At 36.8% G+C, this 13,521-nt stretch carries 12 protein-coding genes and 1 pseudogene; 12 read left to right on the top strand and 1 reads right to left on the bottom strand.

Annotated elements, in window-relative coordinates; genetic code table 11:
- Window positions 1–446: 446 nt before the first annotated feature.
- The 6 genes from nirB to BCI01S_RS16840 all read left to right on the top strand — a co-directional run bounded on the left by nirB (window position 447) and on the right by BCI01S_RS16840 (window position 7,635).
- A complete protein-coding gene (nirB, locus tag BCI01S_RS16865; RefSeq protein WP_061800225.1) occupies window positions 447–2,852 on the top strand; it encodes a nitrite reductase large subunit NirB in 2,406 nt (801 codons plus the stop codon).
- Between the two features lie 32 nt (window positions 2,853–2,884).
- Window positions 2,885–3,202, top strand: coding sequence for a nitrite reductase small subunit NirD (gene nirD / locus BCI01S_RS16860; protein WP_061800223.1), 318 nt, complete (start codon window positions 2,885–2,887; stop codon window positions 3,200–3,202).
- A gap of 3 nt (window positions 3,203–3,205) precedes the next feature.
- Complete coding sequence (gene cobA / locus BCI01S_RS16855; RefSeq protein WP_061800219.1) at window positions 3,206–4,642, top strand: uroporphyrinogen-III C-methyltransferase; 1,437 nt, start codon at window positions 3,206–3,208, stop codon at window positions 4,640–4,642.
- On the top strand, window positions 4,624–5,364 hold the full coding sequence (locus BCI01S_RS16850) for a sirohydrochlorin chelatase (RefSeq protein ID WP_235844531.1): 741 nt from the start codon (window positions 4,624–4,626) through the stop codon (window positions 5,362–5,364). The genes cobA and BCI01S_RS16850 overlap by 19 nt, the downstream gene beginning before the upstream one ends.
- A gap of 25 nt (window positions 5,365–5,389) precedes the next feature.
- Window positions 5,390–6,190: a formate/nitrite transporter family protein gene (locus BCI01S_RS16845; RefSeq protein ID WP_061800207.1), complete on the top strand. Its 801-nt coding sequence runs from the start codon at window positions 5,390–5,392 to the stop codon at window positions 6,188–6,190.
- A 161-nt stretch (window positions 6,191–6,351) separates the two neighbouring features.
- The gene (locus BCI01S_RS16840) at window positions 6,352–7,635 is read left to right on the top strand and encodes an erythromycin esterase family protein (protein ID WP_235844530.1); all 1,284 of its coding nucleotides are present in this window, start codon (window positions 6,352–6,354) and stop codon (window positions 7,633–7,635) included.
- A 324-nt stretch (window positions 7,636–7,959) separates the two neighbouring features.
- Here the strand turns inward: BCI01S_RS16840 and BCI01S_RS16835 are convergent, their stop codons facing one another.
- Window positions 7,960–8,337, bottom strand: coding sequence for an SLAP domain-containing protein (locus tag BCI01S_RS16835; RefSeq protein WP_061800196.1), 378 nt, complete (start codon window positions 8,335–8,337; stop codon window positions 7,960–7,962).
- 466 nt (window positions 8,338–8,803) lie between these two features.
- On the opposite strand from BCI01S_RS16835, the gene BCI01S_RS16825 reads away from it, so the two are divergent.
- The 6 genes and pseudogenes from BCI01S_RS16825 to BCI01S_RS16800 form a co-directional block, all read left to right on the top strand.
- The gene (locus BCI01S_RS16825) at window positions 8,804–9,430 is read left to right on the top strand and encodes a metal-dependent hydrolase (RefSeq protein ID WP_047941456.1); all 627 of its coding nucleotides are present in this window, start codon (window positions 8,804–8,806) and stop codon (window positions 9,428–9,430) included.
- Window positions 9,431–9,608: 178 nt separating this feature from the next.
- Window positions 9,609–10,712 (top strand): DUF4236 domain-containing protein, encoded by a 1,104-nt coding sequence (locus BCI01S_RS16820; RefSeq protein ID WP_061800189.1) that lies wholly within the window; start codon window positions 9,609–9,611, stop codon window positions 10,710–10,712.
- A gap of 149 nt (window positions 10,713–10,861) precedes the next feature.
- A pseudogene (locus BCI01S_RS16815) lies at window positions 10,862–12,045 on the top strand (GTP-binding protein).
- A gap of 138 nt (window positions 12,046–12,183) precedes the next feature.
- Window positions 12,184–12,453 (top strand): 30S ribosomal protein S14, encoded by a 270-nt coding sequence (rpsN, locus tag BCI01S_RS16810; protein WP_047941459.1) that lies wholly within the window; start codon window positions 12,184–12,186, stop codon window positions 12,451–12,453.
- Between the two features lie 26 nt (window positions 12,454–12,479).
- Complete coding sequence (locus BCI01S_RS16805) at window positions 12,480–12,731, top strand: type B 50S ribosomal protein L31 (RefSeq protein WP_061800183.1); 252 nt, start codon at window positions 12,480–12,482, stop codon at window positions 12,729–12,731.
- 104 nt (window positions 12,732–12,835) lie between these two features.
- Window positions 12,836–13,521 (top strand): class I fructose-bisphosphate aldolase (locus tag BCI01S_RS16800; RefSeq protein ID WP_061800177.1); only part of this gene is annotated, 686 nt, incomplete at its 3' end.

Genomic DNA, 13,521 nt, shown 5'->3' with positions numbered 1-13,521 from the left:
TTTTCCAGTGAAAACAGTAGAAATATGGATATATACACTGAAATCTTTATATACATATCTCCATATTTTCATGTGAGAATAATCTATGCGAAAACAGCCTGCTTTTCTTTTAGTCTAATTATCTTTTTATATTTTCTGCTAGACATAAAAATGACAAAAGATGTTCATGGAATCGTCAAAAATCCACTCCATTTTTACCTTAAAAAGAATATATAATGAAACTGCAAAAGATGTATTTCAATTATTTCTTTTGAACACTATGATGAAAAAATCCTTACTCCAATAGAGTGTATCGTCAAGAAGGATAATTTGGGGATATGACTATTCTCATTAGCATAGTGATAAGAGGACTTATGAAATTTATGAACGGATTGTTTATTATGGATTTCCATGTGATTTATTTCACAAAATAATTACCTTACTAGATAAGTCTTGGAGGGACGAAAATGAAAAAGAGATTAGTGATGATTGGAAATGGAATGGCAGGAGTTCGGACGATTGAAGAAATATTGAAGAGAAATGCTGACCTTTTTGACATAACGATTATTGGAGATGAGCCTTATCCAAACTATAATCGGATTATGCTTTCAAATGTTTTGCAAGGGAAAACGACTGTAAATGATATTCATATTAATGACTGGAAGTGGTATCAAGAGAATCATATTCATCTTTTAACAGGCGAAAAAGCAATAAAGATTGTTCGCGAACATAAAGCGGTTCTTACGGATAAAGGAAAAACGATAGAATATGATGAACTTATCCTTGCAACAGGATCTAGTGCCTTTATTTTACCGATCCCTGGAAGTGATTTAGAAGGTGTAATTGGATTCAGAACCATTGACGATACAGAAAAAATGATGGAAACTGCAAAGACTTATAAAAAAGCGGTTGTTATCGGCGGAGGATTACTAGGATTAGAAGCCGCAAGAGGATTAATAGATCGTGGAATGGAAGTTCATGTTGTTCACTTATTACCAACTTTAATGGAGCAGCAGTTAGATGCAGCGGCAGCAAATCTTCTTAGAAAAGATTTAGAAGCACAAGGTATGAAATTCTTAATGGAAAAACAGACGGCAGAGATATATGGAGATAAACGAGTTCAAGGATTGAAATTTACAGATGGAACAACAGTTGATTGTGATCTTGTCGTAATGGCTGTTGGTATTAGACCAAATGTAGCAATTGCCCGTGAGGCAGGGTTAGAAGTGAATCGCGCGATCATTGTTAATGATCATATGGTTACATCTGACCCATCTGTCTTTGCAGTAGGGGAATGTGCAGAGCATAATGGAATTGCCTATGGATTAGTTGCTCCTCTATATGAACAAGGAATGGCTCTTGCCGATTATATAACAGGCAAAGAAGGAAAAGGATATCAAGGATCAATTCTTTCTACTCAATTGAAAGTAGCAGGATGTGATTTATTCTCAGGAGGGAAAATCCATGAGGATGAAAATACGGAAGCGATTATTGTTCATGACCAATTTGCAAAAGTCTACAAAAAGATTTTAGTAACAGATAACAAAATTGTTGGAATTGTCTTATACGGAGATGCTTCCGATGGAACTCGGCTATTTAATATGTTGAAGAAACAAGCAGATATTAGTGAGTATACAAGTTCCTCAGTATTGAGCAAGAGCGGGGAGGACGCAGAAGAAGATTTAGCAGCAAGCATGAGTGCAGATGACACTGTATGCGGCTGTAATGGGGTAACAAAAGGTACTATCGTTCATTCTATCCTAGAGCAAGGATTAACTACTTTTGAAGAAGTGAAAGGATGTACAAAGGCAGGAGCATCTTGTGGTAAATGTAAACCACTAGTTGAAGGGATTTTAGCGCATACACTTGGTGACAATTTTGATGCATCCATTCAAAAAACAGGGATGTGCGGCTGTACAACACTTACTCGTGATGAAGTAGTAGCACAAATAAAAGAAATGCAGCTTAAATCTCCAAAAGAAGTTAGAATGGTGCTTGGTTTTGCAAGTGAAGAAGGCTGTTCAAAATGCCGCCCAGCGTTAAACTATTATATGCGTATGCTGTTCCCAGAAGAGTATGAGGACGATAAGGCATCAAGATTTGTTAATGAGAAAATGGAAGGGAATATTCAAAAAGATGGTACTTTCTCGATTATTCCTCGTATGTATGGCGGAACAACTACTGCAGAGGATTTAGTGAAAATCGGAGAGGTAGCGAAAAAATACAATGTGCCATTAGTGAAAATTACCGGGGCAAGCCGGATTGGATTATATGGCGTGAAGAAAGAAGATGTCCCACATGTTTGGGAAGAGCTAGGAATGCGTTCTGGTTATGCTTATTCTAAATCGCTTCGTAACGTAAAATCATGTGTTGGGTCAAGATTTTGCCGCTTCGGCACCCAAGATTCATTGGGACTTGGCATTAAGTTAGAACAAGAACTAGAAATGGTCGACACTCCGCATAAAATGAAAATGGGAGTAACAGGCTGTCCAAGAAACTGTGCAGAAGTATTGACAAAAGACTTTGGTGTTATTTGTGTAGAAAATGGCTATCAATTATATATTGGCGGAAATGGCGGAACAGAAGTACGTGAATGCGATAGCTTAACAACAGTTCAAACAGAAGAAGAAGTAATTACAATGGCCAAGGCATTTGTTCAATATTATCGTGAAAATGCGAATTATGGAGAAAGAACGGCTCCATGGGTGGAACGTATGGGGATTAAAACAGTGAAAGAAACACTATTAAATCCTAGAAATATGAAACAGTTTGTAAGCAGATTTGATCGTGCAAAATCAACATACGAAGAAGCTTGGTCTTCTGTCTTAAACGACCAAACAAAGAGAGAAATGTATGAAGTGATAAAAGGCTAATAGCTATAGAACAAAAATGGAGGGAATACAAGATGACGGCAACTTTAGAATGGAATAAGATTATGAAACTTGCTGATTTACCTAAACAAATTGGTAAAGAGGTTCATTTAAAAGGAAAATCAATTGCTTTATTTCATCTATCTAATGGAGAGGTTAGAGCTATTGCGAATAACTGTCCCCATCAAAATGGTCCATTGGCAGAAGGAATTGTATCAGGTGAATTTGTTTTCTGTCCATTGCATGATTGGAAAATTTCTTTAGTCACAGGAGAAGTTCAAAAACCAGATGATGGCTGTGTAGAGGTTTATGAAACACAAATAAAAGATAATTATATTTATATAATGGTGTAAGAGATGAATACGAACAAGGGGTATGTAGCATTTGTTGGAGCAGGGCCTGGGGATATTGGTTTAATTACAACTAAGGGGATAGAATGTTTAAAAAAAGCAGATATTGTCTTGTATGATCGACTTGCCAATCCACGCTTATTACGTTTTACAAGCAAAGATTGTGTGTTTATCTATTGTGGAAAATTGCCAAATAATCACATTATGAGACAAGAAAAGATTAACGAAACATTAGTAGCAGAAGCTTTAAAAGGAAAGTATGTTGTGCGGTTAAAAGGAGGAGATCCTTCTGTTTTTGGAAGAGTCGGGGAAGAAGCAGAAGCAATAGCAGCATATGATATTCCTTTTGACATAGTACCTGGTGTGACGTCAAGCATTGCAGCAAGTGCTTATGCCGGTATTCCGGTAACACACCGAGATTATAGTACTAGCTTTACGATACGAACAGGCCATGCTTGTAAGAAAAATGAAGCTGCCATTCATCATAATCCTAAGCAAGAAGCGATAGGAGATACACTTGCTTATTATATGGGGGTGAAAGGCTTACCGGGAATTTGTGAAAGCTTAATAGCTCAAGGCAAGGCTAGTGACACAAAAGCAGCTGTTATTGAGTGGGCCACTCTGGGAAAACAACGAATAGTCGAAGGAACCTTAGAAACAATAGTAGAAAAGGTAAAGGAAGCAAAGCTTGGAAACCCAGCATTAACAATAATTGGTGATGTTGTCCAGTTAAGATCGTCTATTGCATGGTTCGAGAAAAAATCCTTTTATCAAAAGAAGCTATTGATTGCAAAAAGCTCATCAGAAGAAAGTGTGCTAGAAAGATATTTTTCTAAAAATGGTGCAGAAGCTTATGCCTTCCCTACCATAAAATCTAACCCTCATTCCTATACAGCGGAGGAGCTGCAATTGATAGTAAATGCGGAAAGACTGATTTTTGCTTCCGTAGAAGGAGTAGAACTTGTGTTTACCCAGCTGTTTAAAGCAAATTATGATGTGAGGGATCTTCCTCGACAAATAGAACATCTGTCTGATAAAACACGCAAGGAATTAGAAAAAAGAGGCATACACAGTCTAAAGGCATCGTATGACAAAAGAAGTGCTATTTTAATAGGAAATGAACAAGCAATCGAGAAACAAGCCTTCTCCGATAATTTACTAGCACTACCTAGCCATACTATTGAAATAGATGAACGTTTTCAAGAAGTAAATGAACGCTTGTTGACAGAAAACCAATGGGAAACGGTTATTTTTCCAAATAAACGGTCTATTGATTTATTTTTACAAGAATGGCGTAAATTTAGCACGCAGAATCCGATGGAATTGTCATTCGCGGCAATCGGCCAATCGGTGCAGGAGTATGCTGTTAAGCAGGGATTTAATCATATAGATGAACAGGTACAGCAAGTATTAGATAATCAGAAATGGAAGTGTGGAAGCTGATGGATGCAGTTGTGTATATTGGCCATGGCAGCCGTATAATTGAAGGTAATAAACAATTCATCGCATTTATCGAAGAAGCAAAAAAAGAAATAAATATTCCTGTTCAAGAAATTGCTTTCTTAGAATTAGCGTCACCATCTATTGATGAAACGATGGAAAAAGTGATCCGGGCTGGAGCAAGGGATATTCTCGTCGTACCTGTTCTATTATTTTCAGCAGCTCATTTTAAAAGAGATATACCAGGAGAATTACTGGCAGTGAAAGAAAGGTTTCCAGAAGTACGCTTTTCTGTTTCTAAACCATTTGATGTCCATCCCAAAATGATGAACTTAGTTAGGAAAAGAATCTATGAAAAAGGATGGGATCATGATGGAGTAATTCTTTTAGTCGGGAGGGGCAGCAGTGATCCCGAACCAATTGGGAAGCTGAAGAGAATAAGTGAGCATATACAAAAACAATTAGCTTGCTCTGTATATCCTGCATTTTTAACAGCAGGAAAGCCAGACTTTGATGAGGAACTACAAATGCTTCAATTAGCATATAACAAGATTTATATTGTCCCTTATTTACTTTTTACAGGAAGGTTATTAAAAAGAATCGAAAGCAAGATAGAAAACAGCGACAAAGAAGTGATTGTTTGTCAGCCTTTAAAATACGACCATTTGATGAAGGAAGTTTTGCTGGAAAGAATGGAAGAGCAATTCATGAGCCTTACAATATAAAACAAAAAGGTAGAGGAGTGTCGTTATGAAAGAGGTTATTACTGCATTTAGTAATACGGCATTAATGAAAAGCAATGCTTTAAATACAAGTAAAAAGAAGTATTTAGTTGGTTCAATGCTTGCTGGTTTTTTTGTTGGATTAGGAATTATTCTTATTTTTACAATTGGCGGCTTACTTGGTGCGACCGGATTTGCAGGTACCAAAATTGTCATGGGAGTCTCCTTTGGGATTGCATTGAGTTTAGTTATTATGGCAGGGGCTGACTTATTTACCGGTAATAATATGGTAATGACAATAGGCATGCTGGAGAATAAAGTCACATGGAAGGATACCGGAAAAGTGTGGGGATACAGCTATATCGGCAACTTTATCGGCTCTATTATCGTTGCATTATTATTTAGTTATTCTGGTTTGGCAATTGGAGGGGTAGCAGAATTTATAACAAACGGAGCGGCAGCAAAAATGAATGCTCCTTTTATGGAATTATTGATTCGAGGGATTCTCTGTAATATTCTCGTTTGTTTAGCAGTTTGGTGTTCCGTAAAATTAAAGGATGAAACAGCGAAATTAATTATGATCTTTTGGTGTCTGTTTGCCTTTATTACATCAGGCTTTGAACATAGTGTCGCCAATATGACCTTGTTGTCTATTGCACTCATCATTCCTCATCCTGAAACCGTATCGATCGGCGGACTAATTGCTAATTTACTGCCAGTTACAATTGGGAATATTATCGGTGGAGCTGTTTTTGTAGGAGCTGCTTATTGGTATCATATATCAGAGAAGACAAAAGCAGTGGTTAAATCTTTTAAAAAAGAGGCTTAAATTTATTTATTTATGTGAATTACATCACAAAAAGCTATCTCGTTTGAAAAAAGAGATAGCTTATTTATATTTTTTCGGCATAAGTTTAAAAGCGTATAACGTATTATTTTCGGAACAAAATAAAAGGTGGGAAAATCGTATTTTAAAGGATGTGCAAAAAAGTGGTTACAAAAATAAATGAAATACTTCAGCCTATTCAACAATATAGTCAACCATTTAAGAATATAGAAGATTTGCGGCACTTAATCAAAAAAGCAAGTAAGGCAAAATATGCATTATTAGGAGAAGCCACCCATGGTACGGCAGAATTTTATACGATTCGAGCAGAGATAAGCAAGAAGTTGATTAGTGAGTATGGTTTTTCCTTTATTGCTGTGGAAGGAGATTGGCCTTCCTGCTATGAGGTGAACCGATACATCAAGGGAAGATCTAATTATACCGATGCCAGGGAGGTGCTCTCACAATTCCAGCGATGGCCGACGTGGATGTGGGCAAATGAAGAAATTATTCCGCTTATTGAGTGGCTGAAAGAACATAACCAATCGAAGCAAGAAGAAGAAAAGGTTGGTTTTTATGGGATTGATGTTTATAGCTTATGGGAATCGATGGAAGCGATTATTGCCTATTTGCAAAAAATAAATTCTCCAGATCTTGAAAAGGCAATGCAGGCCATTACTTGTTTTCAACCATATAATAAGCGGCCAGAGCAATATGGCATGTCTGCAGCATTTTTAGGAGAAAGCTGTCGGGAGGAAGTACTAGAGCTTTTACATTCCATTATGTCAAAAAGAAAGCAGTATTTGGAGGAGAATAGGGAAAACTACCTTAATTTGCAAATGAACGGACTCGTATCGAAAAATGCAGAATCCTATTATAAAACAATGCTTACAGATGATACAGAATCTTGGAATATTCGCGATCATCATATGGTGGAAGCTTTAGAAATCATCCGTCATTTTTATGGGGAGGAAGCGAAGGGAATTGTTTGGGAACATAATACGCATATTGGTGATGCGAGAGCAACTAGTATGGAGCAAGAAGGCATAGTAAATGTTGGACAAATAACAAGGGAAAAGTTTGGGTCGCAAAATGTATATGCTATTGGTTTTGGTACATATAAAGGGACTGTCATTGCAGCGGAGAAATGGGGAGATCCTTATAAAATAATGAATATACCCGAAGCCCAAAAGAACAGCTGGGAAGAGCAGCTTCATCGGGTTGGCGCTTTTAATCAAACATTCATCTTTACGGAAGATAACCGCCGTTTTTTTAACCAAATAATCGGTCATCGCGCAATCGGAGTTATTTATGATGCAGCATATGAACAGTATGGAAATTATGTCCCGACGAATGTTTCTGAACGTTATGATGGGTTTATTTTCGTTGATCAGTCGACAGCAGTTATACCGATTGCGATCAATGCTGAAACAAGTAACCATGGGTAAACGAAAAAAGTCTAAATAATTTTAAGTAGCCAAAAAAAGCTGGAATAGAAGCTTTTGGCTATTTTTCATTAGAAAAAGTGCTGTTAGTTTAATCACAGACAATCGTTTGCCCATGTTTCGAGGCTGGCAGACTGATACTTGCCTAGCCACTTTAAAGTATCGCAACAAGATAGATGGAATTACAGCGCACTATGACATAGATTGGGATTAGCGTCTTTAAAGCATTGAAACGATTAATCTGCTTATAGGGGATAAAGTAGCAAAAATGGAGGCTAACGATTTAGTGTTAACCTCCATTTCGTATGAATGATTATAGTTTAGCACCTAGCTGAACTTTATTGTTCCATTCTTAAAGGAAGAGCTCATTTGATAAGAACCTTTGGGGAAAATAAACGTCCAAGGCATACTTGTATGGGCTGGAATAACAAAATTTGGAAGGGTGAAAGTCCTTTCAGCAATGATATCTCGGTTAATAGAATAAGCCAATTTAGTATCATGGAATACCAGTGGACTATCTGCGAAATTATGAACCAATACAGAAACAAGCAATGCTTCTTTGTGATTAAATGCTTCTCGGATAGGGGAGAAAAGGATGTTTAAACTTGTTAAATCCTTAGTTTCTCGGAAGATTTTTTCTATATTTATTCGATCCTGAGGTGCTAATTGTTTATCCCAGGAAGCTTCAAATTGTAATTGCTGCATATGCACAAAACCACCTTTTGAAGTGAGTGTAACATAAGTGAATGAAAGAATCTATTAATGCTGACTTATGCACTATTTGTTTTTCTTAGTCAGTAAATTTAAGATGAAATCTAAACCGAAAGCAACTAGCAATCCTGACCAAAAAATGACGGTTGTGCTAAAAGGCTCCTTCTTGAAAAACAGGGAGCTGGTACAGTTGATAAATAACAATAATAAATAGATGTAGAACCCGGCTATTGCTCCTTTTCGCCAATTAGCCGCTTCACTGTTAGACATTTTTCTGAAAAACATTATTCTCATACACCTACTTTAATTTTCTGCGTTACCATTATTTTACCATTAACTAGTTTTTAGTTTAATAGACATTATCTATTTTCTGTAAATGAAATTAATACTAAACAGAACAAATGTTTTGGTGTAGAATAGTAATATTGCAAAACTATTAAATGTTAGAGGGGTAATCAACTTGAATGGAACATCACATGCTGTAATTGGATCAGCGACTGGATTTATTGTTGCTAATACGGTGCAATCCACACCATCAGAGACACTCTTGTTTGTTTCTTTAGGAGCAGTGTCTGGATTAATTCCCGATCTTGATATTGATGGGAAACTTAGAGGGAAAATTACTTTGCCCCATCAAATGATTCAACTATCTGCCCAAGTCATCGGAATAATGATGATTCTATATAGCTTCTTTGATAGAACGGCTTTAGAGAGGTGGATGGGTGTCGGAATCGGTATACTGATTTTATTTATTGCATCTTTGATTAAACAAAAACATATGCTTACTATCACTGGTATCGCTGTTCTGATGGGAGGAATATCTCTAGAAGAGCGCTGGATTATTCTGCTGGGAATTTATATCATGATTGCATCTTTTACTTCCCACCGAAGTTATACACACTCCATCTTAGGGGTGATCTTTTTTGGAATTATTGCAGCTGATTTAGAGACATCACTCGATATTAATGGATTGTTTTACACTTGTATAGGCGGATACATAAGTCATCTACTAGCTGATTTAAAAATACTGCCAGTTAATAAGCGCGGTGTTAAACTGTTTTTACCTTTATCATCAAAGGAATTTTAATTAGTTGATAGTTATCTATCTTTATACATAACTAGAAGTTAGATAGGAAGAATCCCCCATTCAGGCGTGAGGAGGATTCATTCTATTGGAAGCATAAATCATTAACATTGTCTAATCAGTTATAATCGAAGTTTACATGCGATTATGTTATAATATGGAAAAAGAGGGGGCGCTAAGTATGGGATACGGTTTTCGCAAGAGTTTTAAAATAGCTCCTGGTGTTCGTGTAAATGTGGGCAAAAAAAGTGTGGGCATAAGCGCTGGTGTAAAAGGGTTAAGATACAGTGTGAACTCACGGACAGGCAGTAGAGTGACAGCAAGTATTCCAGGAACAGGATTATCTTATAGTACGTCAGGATCGGGAAGCAGAAGTAGAAAATCGCCTGCCTATCAAAGACAAACTGATATAAATAGAAGACAACGAGAGATAGCAAAGCTAAATGAATTAGAGCAGGCAAGGCTTGCGGTGGAGGCATATGAAAATACGATCGAGCGTATCCATAGCATTCATATAGAAGCAGATGATCCTGTTAATTGGATTAAAGTAAGAGGTTCAGAAGCACCTTATCAACTTCCCAGTGGAGAAATGGGGGAAAAGGAAAAAGCGGCATTACAGAAGCTGCAAAATTATAAACCAAGTCTTTTTTCTAAACTTTTCAATCGAGAAGCTGCGGAACAGAAGCTGCGAGAAGAAGTGATAGCAGCAAGCGAACAGGATAAACAAGAATATCTTGCCTGGGAGCGAGACGTACAGGTTGCTACAAAGGTGTTAGAAGGGGATATAGATACATATTTTCAAGTTATCGAAGAATTTGCTCCATTAGACGACTTAACGGAATTTGGAAGCGGGTTTGAATTTGGCTGCGAGGACCCGAAAGTAATGGAAATTGAATTTGAAGTAAATACAGAGGATGTTGTTCCGAAAGAACAATTATCTTTAACGAAAACAGGGAAACTTTCTAAAAAACAAATGCCGAAGGGAAGATACTTTGATATTCAACAAGATTACGTATGCAGCTGTGTAATCCGAATTGCCCGTGATATGTTTGCTTTATTACCCTTACATACAGTCTATATCCATGCAGTCGATAATCGTTTAAATACCGCAACCGGATATATAGAGAAAATCACCATTCTATCTGTCAAATTAGAAAGAGGCAAACTAAATAGATTAAATTTTGCTAATATCGACTGCTCCGACGCTTTAGAAACTTTCGAACACAAAATGAATTTCAAAAAGACTAAAGGCTTTGAACCAGTCACTCGATTAGCGATAAAATAAGAGAATCAGAGGAGACGATTCTAATGAGGGCTTTTTTAATGCAAGGGACTCAGAAGAACGTTTCCTTGATACCCTTGCTTTTTTTTATTAATGAGTTTATTATATAAATCGTAATTATTACGATTTATATAAAATGGAGGAGTGGTAAAATGAAAAAAATACCAGTTACGGTGCTAAGTGGTTATTTAGGGGCAGGGAAGACGACTTTGCTGAATCATATTTTACATAATCGAGATGGGTTGAAGGTTGCAGTAATTGTAAATGACATGAGTGAAGTGAATATTGATAGTGAATTAGTGCAAACAGTAGGTGGATTTTCCCGAACAGAGGAGAAGCTTGTAGAAATGTCTAATGGCTGCATTTGCTGTACATTGCGTGAAGATTTGCTTGTTGAAGTGGAAAGGCTGGCGATAGAAGGGGATATTGATTATATTTTAATTGAATCCTCGGGTATTAGTGAGCCTATCCCGGTTGCCCAGACTTTTTCTTATATTGACGAAGAGATGGGGATTGACCTAACAAAGTTTTGCAAGCTGGATACAATGGTAACGGTCGTAGATGCAAATCGCTTTTGGCATGATTATGAGTCAGGAGACTCACTGCTTGATCGAAAAGAGGCAGTGGGAGAAGAGGATGACAGAAATGTCGCTGATTTATTAATCGACCAAATTGAATTTTGCGATGTTCTCATCTTGAATAAATGTGATTTAGTAAAAGCGGAGGATTTGGACAAATTAGAGAAGGTAATTAGAACGTTGCAGCCAGTTGCTAGAATTATTCGCACAGTGAACAGCGAGATAGATCCGCACGAAATCCTAGATACGAATCTATTTGACTTTGACAGGGCTAGTGAATCGGCAGGCTGGCTCAGAGAGTTAAATTTGGGTCCGAGCATGCATACTCCAGAAACAGAGGAATATGGAATTAGCTCGTTTGTTTATTCTAGCAAAAAGCCATTTCATTCAGAACGTTTTAATGATTGGTGCAATTCAATGCCAATCTCTATTGTGCGAGCGAAAGGGATAGCATGGTGTGCGACGAGGAATAACTTAGCATTATTATTATCGCAGGCAGGTCCTTCCGTAAGTATTGAGCCAATTTCTTACTGGGTTGCAGCACTTCCAGAAGTTAGGCAAGAGGAAATTTTGCAGGTCAATCCTAGTTTGCGCGGAAATTGGGACCCTCAATTTGGAGACATACAAAACTTGTATTAATCGGAATGGATTTAAATGTAGAGCTTATAAAAAAGGAACTGGATGAATGTTTATTAACAGAAGAAGAGTTTCTTGGAGAGTGGCAGCAGTTGAGAGATCCATTTTATTGGCAGCTATAAGCAAGATGATTTCGCAGAAGCAGAAAACTTGCAAATCGTAATCATTTCGTTTTAATATATAAGAAGAGTATAAAGTAAATAATTTTTGATTGGGTAAATCGTAATGATAACGATTTGTAGAAAAGGAGAAAAAAAAGCTTGGCAAAAAAATCAAAGGTAGTAAAAGAAAGAAAAAGAAGAGAAATAGTGGAGAAATACGCTGAAATTCGCAGAGAGTTGAAGGAGAGGGGCGATTATGAAGCATTAAGAAAACTGCCGAGAGATTCCTCACCTACTAGGTTAAAAAATAGATGTGAAGCTACAGGAAGGCCGAGAGGTTATTTAAGAAAATTCAAAATGTCTAGGATTGCATTTAGAGAGTATGCGCATAAAGGACAAATACCTGGTGTGAAAAAATCTAGCTGGTAATAAGAAAAATTGGAGGAATGATTAGTATGAAAAAAGGAATACATCCAAATTATCAAGAAGTTGTTTTTATGGATGTTAATAGCGGATTCCAATTTTTATCTGGATCCACTAAACAATCAAAAGAAGAAATTGTTTGGAAAGATGGAAAAACCTACCCGCTTCTAAAAGTAGAAATCAGTTCTGATACACATCCCTTTTATACTGGACGTCAAAAATTCTCCGATCGTAGTGGTAGAGTGGAACGCTTTTATGAAAAATATAAACAAAAAAAGTCATAATAAAAGAGGTGTGTTTCCGTTTTCTTTTCTAATGAAATGTTTTAACTCCCTTGCGAATGTGAATAATTTAAGTAGAACGTGCAAATGAAAAGGAGGATAAAAATATGAACAGCCAATTAGAGAGAATGAAAACGAAAAAAGGGTTCATTGCTGCATTAGACCAAAGTGGTGGCAGTACGCCAAAAGCGCTGCTTCATTACGGAGTGCCAGAAAGTGCTTATACGAATGATGAGGAAATGTTCAATCTAGTACACAAAATGCGGACAAGGATTATTACTTCCCCAGCATTTAATTCTGAATATATCCTTGGAGCAATCTTATTTGAACAAACGATGGATAGCAAGATTGAAGGTATGTATACGGCGGATTATTTAGCACAGAAAAAAGACATCCTTCCCTTTTTAAAAATTGATAAAGGATTAGCAGATCAAGCAAATGGAGTTCAGCTAATGAAGCCAATCCCAGACTTGGATGAAATTTTGCGACGTGCCAATGAACGTAATATTTTTGGCACAAAAATGCGTTCTGTTATTAAGGAAGCTAATCGAGATGGAATTAAAGAAGTTGTGGAACAACAGTTTGAAATAGGAAAACAAATAATAGCAGCAGGCTTAGTACCAATTATCGAACCGGAAGTAGATATTTATAGCCAGGATAGAGAACAGTCTGAGGCTATTTTGAAAGAAGAATTGTTAAAGCATCTTGATGACCTAAACGAAAATGAAAATGTCATGTTAAAGCTATCGATTCCTGCTATTGCGAATACTTATAAAGAATTAACCACCCATCC

The organism is Niallia circulans NBRC 13626, assembly GCF_001591585.1.
Classification (GTDB): Bacteria; Bacillota; Bacilli; order Bacillales; family Cytobacillaceae; genus Niallia; species Niallia circulans.
The sequence above is the reverse complement of the archived record's forward strand: the minus strand, read 5'-3'. Positions and strand labels throughout refer to the sequence as shown.

Bases quoted from the DNA above. Each gene is read 5' to 3' on its own strand.
- nirD (WP_061800223.1), top strand. From the start codon at position 2,885: ATGACGGCAACTTTAGAATGGAATAAGATTATGAAACTTGCTGATTTA.
- BCI01S_RS16835 (WP_061800196.1), bottom strand. From the start codon at position 8,337: ATGCAGCAATTACAATTTGAAGCTTCCTGGGATAAACAATTAGCACCT.
- BCI01S_RS16805 (WP_061800183.1), top strand. From the start codon at position 12,480: ATGAAAAAAGGAATACATCCAAATTATCAAGAAGTTGTTTTTATGGAT.
- BCI01S_RS16850 (WP_235844531.1), top strand. From the start codon at position 4,624: ATGGAAGTGTGGAAGCTGATGGATGCAGTTGTGTATATTGGCCATGGC.
- cobA (WP_061800219.1), top strand. From the start codon at position 3,206: ATGAATACGAACAAGGGGTATGTAGCATTTGTTGGAGCAGGGCCTGGG.
- BCI01S_RS16845 (WP_061800207.1), top strand. From the start codon at position 5,390: ATGAAAGAGGTTATTACTGCATTTAGTAATACGGCATTAATGAAAAGC.
- nirB (WP_061800225.1), top strand. From the start codon at position 447: ATGAAAAAGAGATTAGTGATGATTGGAAATGGAATGGCAGGAGTTCGG.
- BCI01S_RS16820 (WP_061800189.1), top strand. From the start codon at position 9,609: ATGGGATACGGTTTTCGCAAGAGTTTTAAAATAGCTCCTGGTGTTCGT.